The 20,859-nt window shown below is 66.1% G+C and carries 19 protein-coding genes and 1 tRNA gene; 16 read left to right on the top strand and 4 right to left on the bottom strand.

Annotation, left to right across the window (positions count from 1 at the left end):
• Positions 1–8: 8 nt before the first annotated feature.
• From hfq to ACLD0W_RS02965, 9 genes are all read left to right on the top strand, one after another.
• The gene (gene hfq / locus ACLD0W_RS03005; RefSeq protein WP_410306020.1) at positions 9–305 is read left to right on the top strand and encodes an RNA chaperone Hfq; all 297 of its coding nucleotides are present in this window, start codon (positions 9–11) and stop codon (positions 303–305) included.
• Between the two features lie 80 nt (positions 306–385).
• A complete protein-coding gene (gene hflX / locus ACLD0W_RS03000) occupies positions 386–1,753 on the top strand; it encodes a ribosome rescue GTPase HflX (RefSeq protein ID WP_410306019.1) in 1,368 nt (455 codons plus the stop codon).
• 11 nt (positions 1,754–1,764) lie between these two features.
• Positions 1,765–2,955: an FtsH protease activity modulator HflK gene (hflK, locus tag ACLD0W_RS02995; protein WP_410306018.1), complete on the top strand. Its 1,191-nt coding sequence runs from the start codon at positions 1,765–1,767 to the stop codon at positions 2,953–2,955.
• A complete protein-coding gene (gene hflC, locus ACLD0W_RS02990) occupies positions 2,955–4,037 on the top strand; it encodes a protease modulator HflC (protein WP_410306017.1) in 1,083 nt (360 codons plus the stop codon). Before hflK ends, hflC begins: the two co-directional genes overlap by 1 nt.
• Positions 4,038–4,288: 251 nt before the next feature.
• Positions 4,289–6,049, top strand: a complete 1,761-nt coding sequence (locus ACLD0W_RS02985) for an ATP-binding protein (protein ID WP_410306016.1) — start codon at positions 4,289–4,291, stop codon at positions 6,047–6,049.
• Positions 6,046–6,786, top strand: a complete 741-nt coding sequence (locus ACLD0W_RS02980) for a response regulator transcription factor (protein WP_410306015.1) — start codon at positions 6,046–6,048, stop codon at positions 6,784–6,786. Before ACLD0W_RS02985 ends, ACLD0W_RS02980 begins: the two co-directional genes overlap by 4 nt.
• A 206-nt stretch (positions 6,787–6,992) precedes the next feature.
• Entirely contained in the window at positions 6,993–7,709 is a 717-nt protein-coding gene (locus tag ACLD0W_RS02975) for a response regulator transcription factor (protein WP_410306014.1), read from the top strand.
• 230 nt (positions 7,710–7,939) lie between these two features.
• On the top strand, positions 7,940–9,118 hold the full coding sequence (locus ACLD0W_RS02970; protein ID WP_410306013.1) for an ATP phosphoribosyltransferase regulatory subunit: 1,179 nt from the start codon (positions 7,940–7,942) through the stop codon (positions 9,116–9,118).
• Positions 9,119–9,136: 18 nt separating this feature from the next.
• On the top strand, positions 9,137–10,429 hold the full coding sequence (locus ACLD0W_RS02965) for an adenylosuccinate synthase (RefSeq protein ID WP_410306012.1): 1,293 nt from the start codon (positions 9,137–9,139) through the stop codon (positions 10,427–10,429).
• A gap of 57 nt (positions 10,430–10,486) precedes the next feature.
• Here ACLD0W_RS02965 and ACLD0W_RS02960 read toward each other — a convergent pair whose 3' ends face one another.
• From ACLD0W_RS02960 to ACLD0W_RS02945, 4 genes are all read right to left on the bottom strand, one after another.
• Positions 10,487–12,112: a hypothetical protein gene (locus tag ACLD0W_RS02960; protein WP_410306011.1), complete on the bottom strand. Its 1,626-nt coding sequence runs from the start codon at positions 12,110–12,112 to the stop codon at positions 10,487–10,489.
• Positions 12,113–12,206: 94 nt separating this feature from the next.
• Positions 12,207–13,952: an alkaline phosphatase PhoX gene (locus tag ACLD0W_RS02955; RefSeq protein WP_410306010.1), complete on the bottom strand. Its 1,746-nt coding sequence runs from the start codon at positions 13,950–13,952 to the stop codon at positions 12,207–12,209.
• Between the two features lie 95 nt (positions 13,953–14,047).
• Positions 14,048–14,266: a hypothetical protein gene (locus ACLD0W_RS02950; RefSeq protein ID WP_410306009.1), complete on the bottom strand. Its 219-nt coding sequence runs from the start codon at positions 14,264–14,266 to the stop codon at positions 14,048–14,050.
• Positions 14,267–14,374: 108 nt separating this feature from the next.
• Positions 14,375–14,461: transfer RNA gene (locus ACLD0W_RS02945), tRNA-Leu, on the bottom strand.
• A 191-nt stretch (positions 14,462–14,652) separates the two neighbouring features.
• On the opposite strand from ACLD0W_RS02945, the gene rnr reads away from it, so the two are divergent.
• From rnr to dnaB, 7 genes are all read left to right on the top strand, one after another.
• Complete coding sequence (gene rnr / locus ACLD0W_RS02940; RefSeq protein WP_410306008.1) at positions 14,653–17,094, top strand: ribonuclease R; 2,442 nt, start codon at positions 14,653–14,655, stop codon at positions 17,092–17,094.
• Entirely contained in the window at positions 17,091–17,870 is a 780-nt protein-coding gene (gene rlmB / locus ACLD0W_RS02935) for a 23S rRNA (guanosine(2251)-2'-O)-methyltransferase RlmB (protein WP_410306007.1), read from the top strand. Before rnr ends, rlmB begins: the two co-directional genes overlap by 4 nt.
• A gap of 93 nt (positions 17,871–17,963) precedes the next feature.
• Complete coding sequence (gene rpsF / locus ACLD0W_RS02930) at positions 17,964–18,305, top strand: 30S ribosomal protein S6 (protein WP_138772679.1); 342 nt, start codon at positions 17,964–17,966, stop codon at positions 18,303–18,305.
• A gap of 23 nt (positions 18,306–18,328) precedes the next feature.
• Positions 18,329–18,616, top strand: a complete 288-nt coding sequence (gene priB / locus ACLD0W_RS02925; protein ID WP_410306006.1) for a primosomal replication protein N — start codon at positions 18,329–18,331, stop codon at positions 18,614–18,616.
• A gap of 21 nt (positions 18,617–18,637) precedes the next feature.
• Entirely contained in the window at positions 18,638–18,868 is a 231-nt protein-coding gene (gene rpsR, locus ACLD0W_RS02920; protein ID WP_161384846.1) for a 30S ribosomal protein S18, read from the top strand.
• Positions 18,869–18,883: 15 nt separating this feature from the next.
• A complete protein-coding gene (rplI, locus tag ACLD0W_RS02915) occupies positions 18,884–19,336 on the top strand; it encodes a 50S ribosomal protein L9 (protein ID WP_410306005.1) in 453 nt (150 codons plus the stop codon).
• Positions 19,337–19,463: 127 nt separating this feature from the next.
• The gene (dnaB, locus tag ACLD0W_RS02910; protein WP_410306004.1) at positions 19,464–20,855 is read left to right on the top strand and encodes a replicative DNA helicase; all 1,392 of its coding nucleotides are present in this window, start codon (positions 19,464–19,466) and stop codon (positions 20,853–20,855) included.
• The last annotated feature ends 4 nt before the right edge of the window (positions 20,856–20,859 follow it).

Here is a 20,859-nt window from a genome sequence, read left to right as displayed (position 1 = left end):
TTTTTGCCATGTCAAAAGGGCACTCGCTACAAGACCCTTTTCTCAATGCGTTGAGAAAGGAGCGCATCCCGGTTTCCATCTTCCTGGTGAATGGCATCAAACTGCAGGGTCAGATTGAGTCCTTTGACCAGTACGTGGTCTTGCTGAAGAACGCGGTGAGCCAGATGGTTTACAAGCATGCCATTTCCACCGTGGTGCCGGCCCGCAATCCGCGCGCTGCCGGCAGTGGCGGTAATCCGGCCATGCAGGGCGGCCAGGCAGGTGGCGCCCAGGGGGGAGTGGGTGACGATTTCGGCAATCAATAAGCCGTCCGTCGCGTCCCACCCCCGCCAAAGCCACGCCGTCCGGCGTGGCTTTGTTTTTTCCCTTCGATACACTGGAACCCATGGATCTGTTTGACCGTACCGAACAGGTGCGCACCGGTGCCGGCGAAAAAGCCGTGCTGGTGCACCTGGAGCTGCCCGACGCCCTGGGCCGTGAGGACCTGGATGAATTCCATCATCTGGTCACGTCCTCCGGCGTGGAGCCGGTGACCGAGCTGGTGAGCAAGCGTGACCGGCCCGACCCGGCGTTGTTCATCGGCTCCGGCAAGGTGGAGGAACTGGCCGAGCTGGTGCGCCAGCACGAGGCGGATGTGGTGCTGTTCAACCACGCCCTCAGCCCCGGCCAGGAGCGCAACCTGGAGCGGGTGGTCAAGTGCCGGGTGCTGGATCGCACCGGCCTGATCCTGGACATTTTCGCCCAGCGTGCCCGCACTCATGAGGGCCGGTTGCAGGTGGAACTGGCGCAACTGCAGCACCTGTCCACCCGGCTGGTGCGGGGCTGGACCCACCTGGAGCGGCAGAAGGGCGGCATCGGCCTGCGCGGGCCCGGCGAAACCCAGCTGGAAACCGACCGCCGGCTGCTCCGCGATCGAATCCGCTCGATCCAGGCGCGGCTGGACAAGGTGCGCAAGCAGCGCGCCCAGGGCCGCCGCGCCCGGGACCGCTCGGAAACCCCGCTGATTTCCCTGGTCGGCTACACCAACGCCGGCAAGTCCACCCTGTTCAACGCCCTTACCACCGGCGACGTCTATGTGGCGGACCAGCTGTTCGCCACCCTGGACCCGACCCTGCGAAAGGTGCGCGTGCCGGGTGTCGGCCCGGCGATCCTGGCCGACACCGTGGGGTTTATCCGTCATCTGCCCCACCGGCTGGTGCAGGCGTTCCAGGCCACCCTGGAAGAGACCGTTAACGCTTCCTTGCTGCTGCACGTGACAGACAGTAGTGCCGAGGAACGCGACGCCAATGTGGACGCGGTCAACGAGGTGCTCGAGGAGATCGGCGCCGACCAGGTGCCGGTGCTGCATGTGTACAACAAGGTGGACCGGCTCGACGGGGCGCCGCGGGTGGAGCGCGATGAGCAGGGGCTGCCCTGGCGGGTGTGGCTGTCGGCCACCACCGGCGAGGGTTTCGACCTGTTGTACGCGGCCATCTCCGAGCGGCTGGCCGATCGCTGGGTGGACCGCTGGTTGCGGTTGCCGCCGTCGGCGGGCAAGCTGCGCGCGCGGCTGCACGAAGCCGGCGAAGTCCTCGACGAGCGCGCCGCCACCGACGGCGGCATGCTGCTGCGGGTACACGTCAACCGGGTTCACTTTGATCGGCTGCTGCGCGAGGCGGGGCTGGACGAAGAACAGGTAAAGGTACCGGACCCGTCGGTTGCAGACGCGGAGACCCCTTCCTACAATCCTGAACGCTCGCACAGAGCGGGATAACGGAGAATTCAATGGCCTGGAATGAACCCGGCGGCAACAAGCCCAGGGACCCCTGGGGTGGGGGTGGCGGCGGCGGCGATCAACGCCCCCCGGATCTCGACGAAGCACTGAAGAACCTCAAGGACCGCATCAACAATTTGTTCGGCGGCAAAAGCAGCGGTGGAGGCGGCGGCAAGAAGCCGTCCGGCGGCTTCCCCGGCGGCCTGCTGGCGGTGGTCCTGGTGATCCTGGCGGTCGGCTATGTGCTGATGGGGTTTTATGTGGTGGACCAGAGCCAGCGCGCCGTGGTGCTGCGCTTCGGTGAGTTCAACCGCATGGTGGATCCGGGCCTGAACTGGCGCGCGCCGGTCATCGAGCAATCCATGAAAGTGGACGTGGGCCAGAACCGCAGCTACGAGCTTAGCGAGGAAATGCTCACCGAGGACACCAACATCGTGGCGGTGACCCTGGAGGTGCAGTACAAGGTGCTGGACCCGCAGGCCTACCTGCTGCGCGTGGGGGCGCCGGAAGCGATTCTCGAGCATGCCACCAGTTCCGCCCTGCGCCATGTGGTGGGCAGCTCCACCATGGACGGCGTCCTGAAGGACCGCCGCGAGGACATTCGTCTGGAAGTGCGCGAGCGGCTGCAGGATTACCTGGACCGTTACAACACCGGCCTGGTGATCAACCAGGTGGTGCTGGACAAGACCGCGGCGCCGGAAGCGGTGCGTGACGCCTTCGACGACGTGGCCAAGGCCAAGGAAGACGAAGACCGCTTCAAGAAAGAGGCGGAAGCCTATTACAACTCGGTGATTCCCCAGGCCCGCGGTCAGGGCGCCCGGGTCGAGGCCGAGGCGGACGCCTACAAGACCCGCGTGGTGGCGGAAGCCCAGGGTGACGCGGCGCGCTTCAACGATATGGTGACCGAATATCGCAAGGCGCCGGAGGTGACCCGGCAGCGCCTCTACCTGCAAACCGTCTCCGAGGTGCTGAGCAATTCCAGCAAGGTGCTGGCCGATATCCCCAACGGTGACAGCCTGATGTACCTGCCGCTGGATCAGATGCTCAAGGGCCGCGCCGGCAAGAGCGGCGGCCAGAGCGGTGACGCGAGCAAGGCGGGCGCCAATTCTTCTGACCCGTCCAGCGCCGGCGCCGATGACGGCGGCGGCAGCCGCCCGGCGTCGCGCAGTCTGTACCAAAGCAACCGCACGGAGATTCGCTGATGGGCACACGTAGCTGGCTGGTGCTGGTGGCAGTGGGCGTGCTGTTGCTGCTGGCGCTGGATTCGTTCTACATCGTCAATGAAACCGAGAAGGCCGTGCTGAAGCGCTTCAGCCGGGTGGAACAGGCGGACATCAAGCCGGGTATTTACCCGAAGGTGCCGCTGATCGACGAGGTGATCCGGGTGGACGGCCGCCTGCTCACCCACGACGTGCCCACCCAGTCGTTTCTCACCGCCGAGAAGAAGCTGCTCAACGTGGACGCCTTCGTGACCTGGCGCATCGCCGACGTGCAGCGCTATATCGTCAGTGTCGGCGCCGGCGCCAACAACGGCCAGGCCATGGAGCGCCGTGCCCGCGAGCTGCTGGACCCGCGCGTCAATGAGGCGCTGCGCAACCAGTTCGCCTCGCGCACCGTGCAGGAAGTGGTGGCCGGCCGGGGCGGCGCGCTGCCCGATGAAGCCCTGGACCCGTCGGCGGTGAGCACCGGTGAGCTGATGAACGGCACCACCTCCGCCCAGGAACAGACGGAAGCGGCGCAGGCGGCCGATGAGGAGGCCGCCGCCGTCACTCGGGCGCAGCCGGACCCGGACGCGGGCAGCGGCCCGCCGCCGGAAAAGGACGATCAGCGCGAGGAGCTGATGAATTCGGTGGCCCAGGAAGTGAACGCCGCCACCCTGGAAGACCTGGGTATTGAAGTGGTGGATGTGCGCGTCAAACAGGTGGACTGGCCGGAGCAGGTGCGTGGCCGGGTGTTCGACCGGATGCGCGCCGAGCGTGCCCGCGACGCCGCCGAGCACCGTGCCCGGGGCCGGGAAGTGGCCGAGCGTATCCGCGCCGCCGCCGACCGGGAGCGCACCGAGATTCTCGCCCAGGCCTACGAGGCGGCGCAGAAAACCCGGGGTGAGGGCGACGCCCGCGCCACCAATATCTACGCCAACGCCTACTCCAAGGACCGTGAGTTCTTCCGCTTCTACCGCAGCCTGCAGGCCTACCGGGACAGCTTCAATTCCCCGGACGATCTGCTGATCCTGTCGCCGGATAGCGAGTTCTTCCGGTACATGAAACAATCCGGGGCGGACTGACGCCGGCCCGGATCGGAGAAAACCCGCCTTACGGCGGGTTTTTTTTTGCCAGGGCGCCGGGCCTGATCAGGGCGGTGATGTTTAGACCATTGTTGGAATACGTGTCGGCGCCAACAATGGTATTAATGGGACGCTCATACGTATTCCGTAGCAGCGGCCGGTGAATTAGGGTGGAATATCTCCAGACGAGACCATAGTCAATTAATGGCATAATAACGCCCGGGCGCGCCGGCGCAGGGAGAAAAGGCGGAATGCACAACAAAGCACGCGACTGGCTGGCCCGGGTGCCGGCGGGCGATGGGGATCGCCGCAAGGCCCGGGCGCTGCAACGGGTGCTGTTGCTGATCGGCGTGCTGGTGCCGGTGTTTTGGACCACGCGGCTGCTGGGCGGCGGGGCCCTGGCGCCCATTGAGCGTACTTACCTGGTGGTGCATGGCGGGGTGGCGGCGCTGGCGATGATCAGCCTGGCGTGCGTGCGGGTGGGTCGCTTCCGGTTTGGCGCGGTGCTGTTTCTGGTCGGCTGTCTGGCGGTGATCCTGGTGGTGTACGCGCTGAACGGCGTGAACGGCCCGGGCCCGGCGCAGATCACCCATGTATTCCCGCTGGCGCTGGCCGGGCTGTTGTTCGGCCGCCGGGCGTTGTGGGCGACGTTGATATTCATCGGCCTGTGCGTGCTGGTGGGGGTCGGCCGTGAACTGGCGAACGGTACCCGGCCGGGCCTGGTCGCCGAGATTGCCGTTGGTCTGATGATCAGCTTTCTGGTGGTGGCGGTGGTGTTCGACAGCACCGTGGCCGGGCTGCAGGCCTATTTGGCGGACGTGGAAGAGCGGCATCGGGAATTAGAGCAGGCGCGGCGCTCGCTGAAAGCGGAAAAAGAAGAACGGGAGCACACCATGGAGCAGCTGGTGCATGTTCAGAAAGTGAGGGCCATCGGCCAGCTGGCCGGCGGCGTGGCCCACGATTTCAACAATATTCTCGGGGTGATTCTCGGCTACGCCCGCTGGCGCGAACGGCGCGACGGCGAGGCGCCCCTGCGCGAAGCGCTGGCCGGCGTGGAGACCGCCGCCCGGCGCGGCGCGGCGATCAGCCGCAAGCTGCTCAACTTCAGCCGCCAGGACGTGGCCCATCCGGAAGTGTTCGATGTCGGCGAGGCCCTGCACGGCCTGGAAAGCATGCTGCGACAGCTGTTCGATCCCCGGGTGCGCATCGAACTGGTGCTGCCCGCCGAGAGTCTGCCGGTGCGCGCCGACCGCGGCCAGTTGGAACTGGCGGTGCTCAACGTGGCCACCAACGCCCGCGACGTCATGCCGGACGGCGGCCATTTCCGGCTGGCGGTGAGCAGGGTCCGGGACGAGCGGGGCCGTTCGCTGGTGGAGATTGCTCTCAGCGACACCGGCGAAGGCATGGAGGAGGCGGTACGGCGCCGCATCTTCGAGCCGTTTTTCACCACCAAGAGCCAGAGCAGCGGCACCGGTCTGGGCCTGGCGGTGGTGGGTCGGGTGATCCATGAAGCCGGCGGCGAGATCCTGGTGGACAGTACACCGGGCCGGGGCAGCCGGTTCCGGCTGCGGCTGCCGGAGCCGGTGCCGGTGCCGGTGCCGGCGACCGAAAGTGCGTCGCCGCGGGTGTTGTTGGTGGACGATGACGATGAATGGCGCTCGGCCCTGGTGACGGCCCTGGAGCAGGGCGGCTGCCAGGTGCTCAGTGCCCGGGACGGGCGCGAAGCCTGGCGGGTGATTGCCCGGGGCCGGGTGCCGGACGTGCTGATCACCGATTACCGCATGCCGGGCCTGGATGGTCTGGCCCTGATCCGCCGCCTGCGGGCCCGGTATCCCGATCTGGCCATGGTGCTGATTTCCGATTATCTGCCCGAGGCCGCGCAACTGGCCCGGGATTTGCCGCCGGACGTGGAGCGGTTGTCGAAACCGTTTTCCCCGGCGTTGTTGCTGCAGTACGTGTTTATGTTGACCACTTCGCCGGAACAGTCCGGCGATGAAGGAGGGGGTGGATGAGCGAAAGACGGCTCAACGTGGTTGTCGTGGAAGACGACGCGGAACAAAGAGAACTGGTGATCAATGAAATCGCCGCCAAGGGTTTCAACGTTAAGGGCTGCGCCGACGCCACCGCGCTGTGGCGGCACCTGACCGTGTCCCATTGTGATCTGATTGTGCTGGACGTGGGACTGCCGGGGGAGGATGGTCTGTCGGTGGCGGAACATCTGCGCACCTCCTCCCAGGTCGGCATCGTCATGCTCACCGGCTATTCCGCCAGCGCTGATCAGGTGCGCGGGCTGCGCCATGGCGCCGACGCCTACCTGACCAAACCGGTGGATTACCCGGTGCTGGTGGCGACCCTGGAAAGCCTGGGCCGGCGTCTGCGCGGCCGGCACGCGCCGACGCCGGTCACCGCACCGGAAGATGGCGACGGCGGCTGGCGGCTGGTGGCGGACGGTTGGAAGCTGCGTACCCCGGACCAGCAGGACGTGATTCTTACCGCCTACGAGCGGGACATGCTGCGCTGCCTGATCCGGGCCAGCGGCCGGCCCATCGACCGGGAAAGTCTGATCGGCGCCTTGACCCGGGACGTGCACGACTTCGACCCGCACCGCCTGGAAATGGTGATCTACCGTCTGCGCCGCAAGATTCGCGCGATCAGTGAGTGGATCCTGCCTCTGGAAGCGGTGCGCGGGGTCGGCTATCTGGTGAACGGGATGAGCGAGGAACGGGCCCTGGCGCATCCCCTGGACTGAGTCCGGTGGCCGGATCAGTGAGCGAGGGGTGAGTGTGCGGCTATATGAAGATTGGTGAACGAGTTCACAGTTTTCCCTAGAGTCCCGCTGATTATCAACGCCAATCCCGGTGCCGCTCAGGTGATGACCGTTCTTTATGCCGTGTTTGGGAAAGCGTCGAGCGTCGCGATGGGACCTCGCCGGTATCGCCTGCCGGGGCCGCCGTCGTGCCTGATCGCCGCCCGCGCGTGGCGGTGGTGGAGGACTATGGCCCGATGCGCGCGCTGCTGGTTCGGGATCTCTCCGGCAGCGGCTTTCGCGTGGACAGCTACGCCGACGCCGCCTCCCTGTGGCGCCAGTTCCCCCACCGGCACTTCGATCTGGTGGTGCTCAACATCGGGCTGCCGGATGAGGACGGTTTCTCGGTCAGTCGCCGGCTGCGCCGCCATACCAACATTCCGGTGGTGCTGCTGTCCGGCTACGGCAGCCACGAACACCAGTTACTGGGGCTGCGCGAGGGGGCGGACGCCTACCTGGTGAAACCGGTGGAGCCGCGGCTGCTGGTGGCGACCCTGAACCGGCTGGCGCGGCGCCTGGGCGCCGACGAGGGGGTATCGTCCGGGCCCGGCGGCTGGTGGCTGGTGGAGCAGGGCTGGCTGCTGCGTCCGCCGGGTGGACCGGACATCGGCCTGAACGGCCACGAACGGGCTCTGCTGCGGGCGCTGGCGGCGGCCGATGGCCGCTGGCTGGGCGGTGAGAGCCTGGTGGCGACGTTGAGCCGGGCCGGCGGCGCGCCCGGTCGCCGGTTGCTGGCCCGCACGGTCTGGCGGCTGCGCCGCAAGACGGCCGCCTTCACCGCCGCCGCCCTGCCGCTGGAAGAGCACCAGGGGGCCTGGCGTTTCGTCGCGCTGGGCGACGAACGGCGCCCGCCGGGGACGGACTGATCACGCGAAGGGGCCCGCACCAAGGTACCTGCGCCAGGGCGGACGTGTTAGAATGCCGCAACCGGGCCTTAGGGACCCGGTTTTTTTGTGGCCCGCCGTTCATGGCCGCCACCTTTCTGGCCACCGTCCGTGGTCGTTGAAGGGTGGGTCCACGCCCCGCGGCGACACACGAGACTCATCGGGCCGGCGGCGCGAGCCTCGCCGGCCTCCTGCTGTTGGTACGGTCCCGGATGAATCAGGAAGAACAGTGGCTGCTCCCCGATGGCGTCGAGGAAGTGCTCCCCGAACGCGCCCGGGCCATCGAACAACTGCGCCGGCGGGCCCTGGATCTGTATCGATCCTGGGGCTACGAGCTGGTATTCCCGCCGCTGATTGAATTTCTCGAATCCCTGCTCAATGGCGCCGGCCGTGATCTGGAGCGGGACACCTTCAAGATCACCGACCAGCTCAGCGGCCGCCTGATGGGCGTGCGCGCGGACATGACCCCGCAGGTGGCGCGTATCGACGCCCACGGCCTGCGCCGCAACGGCCCCACCCGGCTGTGTTATTGCTCCACCGCGCTGCGCGCCAAGCCGGCCCAGGCCGGTGGCACCCGGCTGCCCTATCAGCTCGGCGTCGAGCTGTTCGGCCACGCCGGCGCCGACAGCGACCTGGAAGTGGTACTGCTGCTGCTCGACACCCTGGCGCTGGCCGGCGCCGGCGACCGGGTGGTGCTGGACCTGGGCCACGTGGGTATTTTCCGCGCCGTGCTCGGCGCCTGCGACCTGAGCGCCGCCGAGCAGAGCACCCTGGAAGACATTTACCTGCGCAAGGCGCGCACCGAACTGGACCGCTTCCTGGCCGAGCGCGCGCTGCCGGCCAACGCCACCCGCGCCCTGGCGGCGCTGCCGTTCCTGGACGGCGACGGCGCCGTGTTCTCCCAGGCCCGCGAGCTGCTGGCGGATTTCCCGGCGGCCACCGAGGCGCTGGCGGAACTGGAACGGCTGGTGGCGGTGCTGGAAGCGGGCGGCACCCGGGTGCATCTGGACCTGGGCGAACTGCGCGGTTACCACTACCATACCGGCTGTGTATTCGCCGCCTATCTGCCCGGCGACAGCGAGCCGCTGGCCAAGGGCGGCCGTTACGATCACATCGGCGAGGTATTCGGCCGGGCACGGCCGGCCACTGGCTTCAGCGCCGATCTCAAGAAACTGGCGTCGCTGACGCCGGTGCCCCGCGGTGAAGGCATTCTGGCTCGCGGGGGCCTCGACGACCCGGACTTCCGTGAGCGGGTCGCGCAATTGCGCGCCCGGGGCGAGCGTGTGCTGCTGGCCCTGGACGGCGCCGACAACGATCCGGCCGAACTCGGCTGCGACCGCGAGCTGGTGGTCGCCGACGGCGGCTGGACTCTTCAACCCATTTCCTTCTGACAGGCCAAGCGAACAGCCATGGGCAAGAACGTAGTCATTCTCGGTACCCAATGGGGTGATGAAGGCAAGGGCAAGATCGTCGATCTGCTCACCGACCAGGCCGCCTATGTGGCGCGCTTCCAGGGCGGCCACAACGCCGGCCACACGCTGGTGATCGACGGCAAGAAAACCGTCCTGCATCTGATTCCCTCCGGCATCCTGCGCGATAACGTGCAATGCCTGATCGGCAACGGCGTGGTGCTGTCGCTGGAGGCGCTGCTCAAGGAAATTCGCGGCCTGGAAGAGCAGGGCGTGCCGGTGCGCGAGCGCCTGCGGCTGTCTTCCGCCTGCCCGCTGATCCTGCCCGTGCACGTGGCCCTGGACCAGGCCCGGGAAGTGGCCCGGGGTGCCCAGAAGATCGGTACCACCGGCCGTGGTATCGGCCCGGCCTACGAAGACAAGGTGGCGCGCCGTGGCGTGCGCCTGGGCGATGTGTTCCACCGCGAGCGTTTCGCCGCCAAGCTCGGCGAGGTGATGGACTACCACAACTTCATCCTGCGCAGCTTCTATAACGCCGAGCCGGTGGACTTCCAGCGGACCCTGGATGAAACCCTGGCCCTGGCCGAGGAAATCCGCGCCATGGTGTGCGACGTGACCGCCCGCCTGCACGGTGCCCGGGAGCGTGGTGAGAACATCATGTTCGAAGGCGCCCAGGGCACCCTGCTGGACATTGACCACGGCACCTACCCGTACGTGACCAGCTCCAACACCACCGCCGGCGGCACCGCCACCGGCACCGGCTTCGGTCCGCTCTACCTGGATTACGTGCTGGGCATCACCAAGGCCTACACCACCCGGGTGGGCGGCGGCCCGTTCCCCACCGAGCTGTTCGATGAAACCGGTCGTCACCTGGCGGAAAAGGGCCACGAATTCGGCGCCACCACCGGCCGCGCCCGCCGTTGCGGCTGGTTCGACGCCATCGCGTTGAAGCGCGCCATCCAGATCAACTCGATCAGCGGCCTGTGCCTGACCAAGCTGGACGTGCTGGACGGTCTGGAAGAGGTGAACATCTGCATCGGCTATAAGGGTCCCGACGGCGAAATTCTGGAGTGCGCCTGGGACGCGGACAGCTACGCGGAAGTGACGCCGGTGTACGAGTCCGTACCCGGCTGGCGGGAATCCACCATCGGTGTGAAAAAGCTCGAGGACCTGCCCGCCAACGCCCTGGCCTACCTCAAGCGCATCGAGGAAGTCACCGGCGCCCCCATCGACATCATCTCCACCGGCCCGGACCGGGCCGAGACCATCATCAAGCGCCACCCGTTCGGGTAAGCGCCGTGCGGTAGGCGGCGGAACGGGCACACCCCTTCCGCCGCCTTCCTTTTCCGACTATTTCTCCGACCAATCCAACCGGATGTCGTAGGCGTCGATGCGCTTCTCCGGTCTGAGAGGCTCAATCTCTTCCGGATCGATATGCCGGAATACGTTCTCCGCCGGCTTCAGGGTGGCGTCCCGGCCATACAGGAAGCTCTGCTCCTCGACGATCAGCTTGTAGGCCTTGTTCAGAGCCAGGGTCCGGTCACGGCTGGGCGTGATCAGATCGTAGACGTCGGCGCCCTCCAACCTTTCCCGGTCCAGGCGGCCGTCGTCATGGAACCAGCGGGCTCGCATCTCGTCGTTTTCCCGGAACTCGTTGCCGCCGCCCACCAGTGACAGGTACTGGGCGATCTCGCCTTGGTCCTGATTGATGGCCGGCACATCCGGCATGCCCTTCAGATCAATGTAACCCCAACCGTCGGCGCCGGTGACCTTGCGGGGAAACGCGAAGGTCTGGTCGATGGTGGTGCCGATGGTGGTGTGGCAGCCCATGCAGAACCGCTGCTCCTGATTGCTCTGTGGACGCAGGGCGCCGTCCGCTTTCTCGATAAAGCCGAGCACCATCCAGCCGAAGCCGTTGTCCATGCCCCGGTCACCGTGGTCGGTATAAGTGGGCAGGTTGCCTTCCATCTTTTCCTGATGCTCATTGCCATACAGCGACTTCAGATGGCTGCTTTCGTAGAAGCGGATCTTGTTCATGTAGCGCACTTCCTTCATGCGCCGTGGCACACCGATGGCGCCGTCCTGGTCCACGCCCACATAGCGCACCGTGTGCAGAAACTCGATGCCCACCGGGTAGAGCATGTCCACCACCGGCACGTCCATGGCGTTGCCCAGGTAATGATCGCGGCGCAGCAGGGTGGTGGCGGTGGTCAGCTGGCCATCGCCATCCAGGTCCGCGCACACCGTCTGTTCGTCCAGTGGCGGGGTGTCGATGCGGTCCAGCTCCTTGATGGCCATTTCCATCAGCGACAGGTTGGCCAGATAGACATCCCGGGACTCGCCGGTCTGGCAGGTGCTGGTGCGGAATTTTTCCGGCAGGCGCACCATCACGTCGTCGGTGCTGCCGTTGGTGGGCCAGAAGGTACTGGGCAGCGGCTTATAGTTGAACGCCACCCAATGGCTGTCGTCGCGGGCGAAGCCCTGCTGGTCGAACGCGGCGGCGCCCTCGGCCAGGTTCTCGATGTAGGGTACCGGTCCGTTCCATTGGTCGGAGCCGGCCAGCGTCTTCATGTAATCGGTGTAGTTGTCCTGATCGATGTAATCCAGGATTGCCTGATCGTCCATTCTGGCTACCGCCTCGCGGCGGTCCACGAACAGATTGAGCCAGTGGTTGGTTTCCCCCAGCTCGGAAAAATCGTAGCTGCCCTGCAGGTAGCCGTCCCACATGGTGTTGGGCCGGGCCCGGTCCGGGTAGGTCTGGTGACAGGTGTAGCAGGGATTGAACTGCCCCTCGGTGCGTGTGTAGCACTGCGGCGGAATCGGCGCTTCCTGATTGTAGATGCGAGTCAGATCCGCCGGCAGTTTTCGTTCCAGGACGGCGGCGGGCACGGTGCCGGCCGGGGCGCTTACGGCGTCGGTCTGGTCGCAGCCGGCCAGAGCGAGGCCGGCCAGGCAAAGAGCGGCAAGAGCTTTCATGGTCGGATAACCGGTTGATTGAAAGGGGGCGTCACAACGGAAAACGGGGAGGGCGCCAGGCGCGCCTCCCCGGGGTGGGAAACGAAGGGCGTGGTCAGCCTTTCGGATCCAGCAGCCACACCATGTTGTTCTCGTGACCGCCGGTGTCCTCGCCGATCAGCACCCGGCCGTCGTCCGTCACCGCCACGTTGTCCGGGCCGGACAGGCCGTCCACGCTGCAGGTGTTGGCTGCGTCATCGGGCTGATAGGGACCACCCAGCTCCACCATTTCCAGACGGGACACGTTGTAGCCGGCTTCCAGGGGCATGCGGAAAACGCCGCCACAGTGGGTGTCCTCGTTGGTCAGCTGCACCAGGCCGTCGCTGTCGGTCATCTTGCCGCTGATGTCGGACATGGCCACGTACACGTAGGCCTGGGGACCGTTGTTCTCGACGCTGGCGCGGGCCCGCTCCAGATGGATGTTGATGCCTTCCATCTTGTTGAACTCACCGGTGGCGCCCAGCTTCACCGCTGCCTTGCGGGATTCCAGGAAGGCCACGCGGTCATCGCCGAAGGGGTTGGCGGCCACGCCGCCGACACCGTCCAGGTCCTGGTTCAGCTTGGCTTCCGCCCAGTCGTTGACCTGCTGATCGGAGATGTAGCTGTTGGCGCCGTCCACGTAGTCGGCGGCGGTGATGCCGTCGTACTCGTCCACCCAGCCCTCGATCTCGGCGTTGTTGCCGCTGGCCAGTTCCACCCACTCGATGTCGAAGCCGGCCTGGGCGGCGTCCATGGGCACCGTGTCCTGCTGCACGCTGGCGGCGTACAGGGTGCCGCTGCTCAGGTCGCCGGCGGTGTCCGCCACGAACTTGAACAGAATCACGCCGCCGCCGTCATCGCTCATGTAGACGGTTTTCTGGTCGGGCATCACCACGGAGTTTTCGTGGGAGTAGCGGCCCAGGGTGAAGTGTTTCACCGGGGTCGGGGTGCCGGTGGGGTCGGTGATCTCGACGATGTAGCCGTAATCGTAGGGGTTCGGATAGGCGGCGTCGTAGTCGCTGTTGATCTCGCCGGCCAGGTAGTCGGCCAGGTCCTGAACACCGCCTTCGCCGGGCGCGTTCCAGTTGATGGTGTCGTCGAAGTACAGTTCCTCGGACGTCAGCGGCGTGTTCCACGGGGACACGGTGCCGAAGCAGTTCACCCAGGTGCCCTTGACGTTGGAGAAGTCCACCATGGTGGCGTTGTTGTCACTCACCACCCAGCGGCCTTCGCCGTCGCGGATCAGATGCAGGCGGCTCATGCCGCCGGGGCGGTCTTCCCAGTTGGTGAACAGATAGCCTTCGTCGTCGCTGACCGGAATCCAGCCGTTGAAGTCGGGGTCGTTGGAGACGCGGATCAGCGCGCTGCCGTCGGCCACGTCGATACCACCCAGGCCGGGCTGCGGCGCGCCGGCCCAGGCGTCGCCCTGCTGGCCGAGCACGTTATAGCGACCCAGGGCCACGCGCATCACCTGCTTTTCTTCCGCGGTTTCCGGTACGGACACGGCGGTAAACGGCTTGCGCACGTCGGCGCCTTCGATCACGCCCACGGTGGCGAACTTATAGATGTTGCCTTCCGCATCAACGGTGGTGTTGGCGTCGGACGGATGCTGGATGTTGGTGAACACCTCGCCGTCGTCCTTGAGGAACAGGCCGGTGGCTTCCGAGCCCAGGGGCAGGGTGGCGATGCGGGTCAGTCGCTGCATCTGCGGCTCGGCGGCGGCGTCATCGTGGTCGCTGTCGCCGCCACAGGCGGTCAGGGCGAGCGAGGTGGCGATGGCCAGTGCGCTCAGTTTAAAACGGGCGTCGTTCCGTACAAACATGGATTTTTCTCCGTCTTATAAAGGAATGGAGCTTGGGGAGGCGCTCCATCCTGGCGGAGGAATATGTCAATCCGGTGTACCGGCCGGTGACGGCGTTATTTTTTGCGCCGGCGTGTGATCACGATCAAGGCGATGGTCAGCCCCAGGGCGCCGGCGGGGAACAGCATCAGCAGGCGCTCGCGGTGCTTGATCTTCTCGCGCTGGGCGTCGGCTTTCTGGATTTCCGGATGGACCGCGCCGTTGTCCTGGGCGGAAGCGGGCGGCGTCAGGCTCAGGCCCATGGTCAGGACCAGAGTGGCGAGAAAAAGGCGCATGGTGTCAGGCCTTTGTCGTTGGAGAAGGGAACCGCCGGGGAGGCGGAAACAAAAAGGGCTCCCTGAGGGAGCCCTTTTGGCGGTGAGCTCCGGGAGCTCATCCTGAATTGGTGCCGAGGAGAGGACTTGAACCTCCACGGGGTTGCCCCCACTAGCACCTGAAGCTAGCGTGTCTACCAATTTCACCACCTCGGCTTATCGATACCAGCCCGTTGGGCCTGTATCGCGAAAGCGCGTGCATTCTAGTATATGATGGCCGGATGTCAACGGTTGATTTCCTCTCTTTTCTCCGCTGCGTTAAGGTAGCCACCGCCAGCGCCGCTCAGCGCGCCGCCGGCGGCGCCCGATGAGAGGTGTCATACATGTATTTTCATAGAGGTTTTTGAATGTCATCCAGGAAACGCTACGAGGATCCCCACGCGGATCGGGAAGCGGAAAAGTACGACAATCCGGTTCCCAGCCGTGAGCTGATCCTCAAGGTCCTCGACGACCAGGGAAAGCCGCTCGGCAAGCATGAGCTCGCCGACATCCTGGAGGTGGGCGAAGACGGCGAAGTGGGGCTGGAACGCCGTCTCAAGGCGATGTTGCGCGACGGCCAGTTGGTGGAGAACCGCAACGGCAAGGTCGGCATCGCTTCGCGCATGGACCTGATCGCCGGCCGGGTGCAGGCGCACCGGGACGGCTTCGGCTTCCTGATCGCCGACGACGCCGACCGTAAGGACCTGTTTCTGGCGCCGCGCCAGATGCAGAAGGTGATGGACGGCGACCGGGTACTGGTCAGCGTGGCCGGCTTCAACCGCTTCGGCAAGGAAGAGGCGCGCATCGTCGAGATCGCCGAGCGGGCGGTCACCGAGATCGTCGGTCGCTATCGCAAAGAGGCCGGCGTGGCCTTTATCGATCCGGAGAACCGGCGCATCACCAAGGAAGTGCTGGTGGAGGACCACAACGGTCTGAAGCCGGGCGCCGGCGACCATGTGCGCGCCGAGATCACCCAGTACCCGTCCCGGGACCACAACGTGCTGGTGCGGCTGGAAGAAATCATCGCCACCCCGGATCAGCCGGGCATGGAAGTGGACGTGGCCCTGCGCCGCTTCGAGATTCCGCACCAATGGCCGGACGGCGTGGAGCAGGAGGCCGAGCGCTTCGGCGCCGAGGTGCCCCATCCCGCCAAGGCCCACCGGGTGGATCTGCGCGACCTGCCGCTGGTCACCATCGACGGCGAGGACGCCCGCGACTTCGACGACGCGGTCTACGTGGAGCGCCGCAAGCGCGGCGGCTGGCGGCTGATCGTGGCGATCGCCGACGTCAGCCACTATGTGCATCCGGGCAGTGCCCTGGACAACGAAGCCCACAAACGCGGCAACTCCGTGTACTTCCCCAACCGGGTGGTGCCGATGCTGCCGGAGGCCCTGTCCAACGGCCTGTGCTCGTTGAACCCACACGTGGACCGGCTGTGTCTGTACTGCGACATGCTGGTGTCCGCCAATGGCCGGGTGTCGCGCTTCGTGTTCCGCGAGGGCGTGATGCGCTCCCGCCACCGCCTCACCTACACCAAGGTGGGCGCGCTGATCGAGGAACCGGAATCGCCGCTGGCCATGGAGACCGTGGAGAGCCTGGACGACGAGTCCCTGGACTCGATCTGGGCGTTCCATGAGATGTACGGTGCCCTGCGCCGGCGCCGGGAGCTGCGTGGCGCCATCGACTTCGAGAGCGACGAAAGTCGCATGCTCTACGACGAGAACCAGAAGATCCGCGACATCGTGCCGGTGCACCGCAACGTGGCCCACGTGATGATCGAGGAGGCCATGCTGGCGGCCAACATCTGCGCCGCCCGGCTGCTGGAGAAGGCTGAGGTGCCGGCGCTGTACCGCAACCACGAGCCGCCCAAGGAAGAGCGCCTGACCAACCTGCAGCAGTTTCTGGGTGGGTTGGGACTGAGCATTCCCTGGTCGGAAGGGCCGATCGGCCCGCAGGTGTTCCAGCAGCTCGCCGAGACCATCGCCGAGCGCCCGGACCGCCAGGTGATCCAGACCATGATGCTGCGCACCATGTCCCAGGCGAAGTACGAGGCGGAAGTGAAGGGCCACTTTGGTCTGGCCTACAACGCCTACACTCACTTCACCTCGCCGATCCGCCGTTATCCGGACCTGCTGGTGCACCGCGCCATCCGTTTCCTGATCCGGGGCGGCGGCGAAACGCCCCACGCGGACAACCCCGGCGAGCTGCCGGCCATTCCCCGCGATCACATCCTGCCCTACAGCCAGGGCGACATGATCACCATGGGCGAGCACTGCTCAATGACCGAACGGCGCGCCGACGAGGCCACCCGCGACGTGGTGCAATGGCTCAAGTGCCAGTTCATGGAAGATCGTCTGGGCGAGGAGTTCGACGGCGTGGTCAGCGGCGTGGCCGCCTTTGGCCTGTTCGTGCAGATCCAGGACCTGAACATCGATGGCCTGGTGCATGTGGCCAACCTGGACAGCGACTACTACCACTTCGACGACGTCAACATGGCGCTGGTGGGCGAGTCTTCCGGACGCCGCTTCAGCCTCGGCGACGGCGTGCGCGTGAAGGTGGCCGGTGTGCACACCGAAGAGCGCAAGATCGACCTGGAGCTGATCAGCAGCACCCCGTCGAAGAAGCCTCGCGGCGGTCGCAAGGGCGGCGGCAAGGCGTCCGGTGGCAAAGCCGGCGGCAATAGCGCCTCCAAGAGTAATGGCGCTTCCAAGGGCGGCGGTTCCGAGCGCGAGAAGCTGGCCCGCGGTGAACTGCCCAAGAAAGCCGCCGCCAAGAAAAGCGGCGCCCGCAAGGGACGCCGCCGTCGATGAGCAAGGGTCAGCCCAAGCCGCTGATGTACTCCGGTATCCACGCGGTGGAGTCGCTGCTGCGGCACCGCCCGGAAGCGGTGCTGGAACTGTTCGTGCTGGACACCCGGGCGAAGCGCGGCGACGCCCGCCTGGAGACGCTGATCATCGCCGCCCGGGACCAGGGCATCGCCGTGCAGATGGCGCGCCGGGAGTCCCTGGACAAGCTGGCCGGCCCCCAGAACCAGGGCGTGGCGGCCCGCGCCCGGCCGCGCCGGCCCGGCGACGAGCTGGCCCTGGACAACCACCTGGACCGGCTCGGCCGGCCGCCCTTCCTGCTGATTCTGGAGGGCGTCACCGACCCGCATAACCTGGGGGCCTGCCTGCGCAGCGCCGACGCCGCCGGCGTCGACGCGGTGATCGTGCCGCGCCGTCACGCCGCTGGCCTGACCCCGGTGGCCTGCCGCAGCGCCGCCGGCGCCGCCGAGTCGCTGGCCTATTTCGAGGTCGGCAACCTGGCGCGCCTGCTGGAGCGGCTCAAGGAGCGTCAGGTGCGCATCGCCGGCACCGCCCTGCACGAGCGCAGTGCCCCGCTGTTCGACTACGCGCCGCCCGCCGGCCTGGCGGTGGTGATGGGCGCCGAGGGCGAGGGCCTGCGCCGCCTGACGCTGGAGGGCTGCGACGACCTGTTGGCGATCCCCATGGCCGGCGACGTGCAGAGCCTGAATGTGTCGGTGGCCACCGGCGTGGTGTTGTTCCATATCCGCGCCCGGCTTGAGCCGGCGGCCGGTCTGGGCTAGAATCCCCGCCCTTCCGTTTCCCGGCCCGCCGGGGAGCGGATCTCCTTGCCTCACCGCCCAACGCGGGAGGCTGCCAATCCGTAAGGAGCTACAATGCGTCATTACGAAGTTGTGTTCCTGGTCCACCCGGACCAGAGTGAACAGGTTCCCGCCATGGTGGAGCGCTACAGCGCCGTGATCACCGACGGCAACGGGATCATCCACCGTCAGGAAGATTGGGGCCGCCGTCAGCTGGCCTACCCGATCAACAAGATCCACAAGGCACACTACGTGCTGCTGAACATCGAATGTGACGGCGACACCCTCGCCGAACTGGAAAACACCTTCCGGTTCAACGATGCCGTAATCCGTCACCTCGTGGTTCGCCGTCACCGGGCCATCACCGAGCCCTCGCCGCTGGCGAAATCCAACGAGAAGGAGGAGGCCACCAGCTGATTTCCGACGGCAATCACTGCCAGTTGACCGGCGTCGTCGTTCGTCTCGAGAAGACGGCGATCACACCGGCCGGTGTGCCCCGCCAGCGTTTCTGGCTGGAGCACCGCTCCCGGCAGGAGGAAGACGGTCATCCCCGTGAAGTCCAGGTACGCCTCGCCGTGGTTCTGGTCGGCCGCAAAGCCGAACTGATCCAGGGTCTGAAGGAAGGACAGAACGTGCGGGTGACGGGGTTTCTCAGCCGGGCCGGTTACAAGGGCGAAGCCCGCGACCGGGTGCAGTTGATTGCGGAAACACTGGTGCCCCTGGACTAAGGAATCGAGAGGAGATTATCCATGGCCCGTTTTTATCGCCGTCGCAAGTTCTGCCGCTTCACCGCGGAAGGTGTGGAGTTCATTGACTACAAGGACCTCGACACCCTGAAAGCCTACATCACCGAAACCGGCAAGATCGTGCCCAGCCGCATCACCGGCACCAAGGCGCGCTATCAGCGTCAGCTGGCCACCGCTGTCAAGCAGGCCCGCTTCCTGGCGCTGCTGCCGTACTCCGACAGCCACGACAATTAAGCCGAGGGGACCGTCATGCAAGTGATCCTGCTGGAAACCATCAAGAACCTGGGTGACCTGGGCTCCGTGGTGGACGTTCGCCCCGGTTACGGCCGTAACTTCCTGATCCCGCAAGGCAAGGCTCTGCCCGCCACCAAGGACAACCTGGCCGAGGTGGAAACCCGCCGCGCGGAACTGGAAAAACAAGCCGCCGAGCAACTCAGCGCCGCCGAAGGCCGTGCCGAGAAGCTGGCCGAAGCGAGTGTCACCGTGGCCGCCAAGTCCGGCGACGAAGGCAAGCTGTTCGGCTCCGTGGGCACCGCCAACATCGCCGACGCCATCACCGAGCAGAGCGGTGTGGAAGTGGCCAAGGCCGAAGTCAAACTGCCCTATGGCGCGATCCGCCAGACCGGCGAGTACGACATCGATCTGGCGCTGCACGCCGATGTGACCGTGACCATCAAGCTGGTCGTGGTGCCCCAGGAGTAATTACTCCCGGCACCCGGTCGGTCGCCGTTTGCCCCTGGTCGGGCGCGGTGACAGAATCAAGGGCACCGTCCGGCATCGGACGGTGCCTTTTTCTTTTCAGACACCCGATTCGCCACGCGGACCCGCCATGAACGAACCCCTGAGCCTGGACAACCATCTGCCGGACAACCTGCGCCTGCCCCCCAACTCCCTGGAGGCGGAACAGGCGGTGCTGGGGGGGCTGTTGCTCAATAACGAGGCCTGGGACGACGTGGCCGAGCGGGTCGGCGCCAAGGACTTCTACCGCAAGGAGCACCGGCTGATCTTCCAGGTGATCGGCCAGCTGGTGGAAGAAGAGAAGCCCAGCGATCTGGTCACCGTGTCCCAGGCGCTCACCCATCTGGGGCAGCTCGACGACGTGGGCGGCATGAGCTATCTCTCCGAGCTGGCCCGCAACACGCCCAGCGCCGCCAACATCACCGCCTATTCCGACATCGTCCGTGAGCGCAGCATCCTGCGCCAGCTGATTCAGGTGTCGCACAGCATCGCCGACCAGTCGTTCAATCCCAAGGGGCGGCCGTCCCTGGAGATTCTCGACCACGCGGAATCGTCGATCTTCGAGATCGCCGAGCAGCAGAAAAAGGGCTCCGGCCCCCAGGACATCAAGTCGGTGCTCAAGAAGGCGGTGGACCGCATCGACGAGCTGTACAAGAACAAGAACTCGCTGACCGGTCTGACCACCGGTTTCGAGGAACTGGACAAGATGACCGCCGGCCTGCAACCCGCCGACATGGTGGTGGTGGCCGGCCGGCCTTCCATGGGTAAGACCACCTTCGCCATGAACCTGTGCGAGAACGTGGCCCTCAAGGCGCACAAGCCGGTGCTGGTGTTCTCCATGGAGATGCCCGCCGACTCCATCGTCATGCGGATGCTGTCGTCCCTGGGGCGCATCAACCAGGGGGCGATCCGTTCCGGCCGCCTGGAGCAGGACGACTGGCCGCGCATCACCTCGGCGATCCAGATGCTCAGCGAGCAGAAGTTCTATATTGACGATACCCCGGCGCTGAGCCCGCTGGAGATGCGCGCCCGGGCGCGCCGGGTGGCGCGGGAATGCGGCGGTGAACTGGGCCTGATCATGGTCGACTATCTGCAGCTGATGCAGGTGCCCGGCGCCGACAGCCGGGTCAACGAGATCTCCGAGATCTCGCGCTCGCTGAAGGGCCTGGCCAAGGAGCTGCACTGCCCGCTGATCGCCCTGTCCCAGCTCAACCGCTCCCTGGAGCAGCGTCCCAACAAGCGGCCGGTGATGTCGGATCTGCGGGAATCCGGGGCCATCGAGCAGGACGCCGACTTGATCATGTTCCTGTACCGGGACGAGGTCTATAACCAGGAAACCACGGAAAAAGGCATCGCCGAGGTGATCATCGGCAAGCAACGGAACGGCCCCATCGGCACGACACGCCTGGCGTTCCGGGGCGAATTCACCCGCTTCGACGACCTGGCGCCGGAGTACTACCAGCAATACAGCAGCGACGAGTAGCGCG

It is taken from the genome of Alloalcanivorax sp. C16-1, from assembly GCF_046507805.1.
Classification (GTDB): Bacteria; Pseudomonadota; Gammaproteobacteria; order Pseudomonadales; family Alcanivoracaceae; genus Alloalcanivorax.
Note: the sequence above shows the minus strand (reverse complement) of the source record. Positions and strands in the feature narration are given on the sequence as shown.

What these genes read in the sequence shown, in the direction of transcription:
- hfq (WP_410306020.1), top strand. Translation starts at nt 9, where the DNA reads ATGTCAAAAGGGCACTCGCTACAAGACCCTTTTCTCAATGCGTTGAGA.
- hflX (WP_410306019.1), top strand. Translation starts at nt 386, where the DNA reads ATGGATCTGTTTGACCGTACCGAACAGGTGCGCACCGGTGCCGGCGAA.
- hflK (WP_410306018.1), top strand. Translation starts at nt 1,765, where the DNA reads ATGGCCTGGAATGAACCCGGCGGCAACAAGCCCAGGGACCCCTGGGGT.
- hflC (WP_410306017.1), top strand. Translation starts at nt 2,955, where the DNA reads ATGGGCACACGTAGCTGGCTGGTGCTGGTGGCAGTGGGCGTGCTGTTG.
- ACLD0W_RS02985 (WP_410306016.1), top strand. Translation starts at nt 4,289, where the DNA reads ATGCACAACAAAGCACGCGACTGGCTGGCCCGGGTGCCGGCGGGCGAT.
- ACLD0W_RS02980 (WP_410306015.1), top strand. Translation starts at nt 6,046, where the DNA reads ATGAGCGAAAGACGGCTCAACGTGGTTGTCGTGGAAGACGACGCGGAA.
- ACLD0W_RS02970 (WP_410306013.1), top strand. Translation starts at nt 7,940, where the DNA reads ATGAATCAGGAAGAACAGTGGCTGCTCCCCGATGGCGTCGAGGAAGTG.
- ACLD0W_RS02965 (WP_410306012.1), top strand. Translation starts at nt 9,137, where the DNA reads ATGGGCAAGAACGTAGTCATTCTCGGTACCCAATGGGGTGATGAAGGC.
- ACLD0W_RS02960 (WP_410306011.1), bottom strand. Translation starts at nt 12,112, where the DNA reads ATGAAAGCTCTTGCCGCTCTTTGCCTGGCCGGCCTCGCTCTGGCCGGC.
- ACLD0W_RS02955 (WP_410306010.1), bottom strand. Translation starts at nt 13,952, where the DNA reads ATGTTTGTACGGAACGACGCCCGTTTTAAACTGAGCGCACTGGCCATC.
- ACLD0W_RS02950 (WP_410306009.1), bottom strand. Translation starts at nt 14,266, where the DNA reads ATGCGCCTTTTTCTCGCCACTCTGGTCCTGACCATGGGCCTGAGCCTG.
- rnr (WP_410306008.1), top strand. Translation starts at nt 14,653, where the DNA reads ATGTCATCCAGGAAACGCTACGAGGATCCCCACGCGGATCGGGAAGCG.
- rlmB (WP_410306007.1), top strand. Translation starts at nt 17,091, where the DNA reads ATGAGCAAGGGTCAGCCCAAGCCGCTGATGTACTCCGGTATCCACGCG.
- rpsF (WP_138772679.1), top strand. Translation starts at nt 17,964, where the DNA reads ATGCGTCATTACGAAGTTGTGTTCCTGGTCCACCCGGACCAGAGTGAA.
- rpsR (WP_161384846.1), top strand. Translation starts at nt 18,638, where the DNA reads ATGGCCCGTTTTTATCGCCGTCGCAAGTTCTGCCGCTTCACCGCGGAA.
- rplI (WP_410306005.1), top strand. Translation starts at nt 18,884, where the DNA reads ATGCAAGTGATCCTGCTGGAAACCATCAAGAACCTGGGTGACCTGGGC.
- dnaB (WP_410306004.1), top strand. Translation starts at nt 19,464, where the DNA reads ATGAACGAACCCCTGAGCCTGGACAACCATCTGCCGGACAACCTGCGC.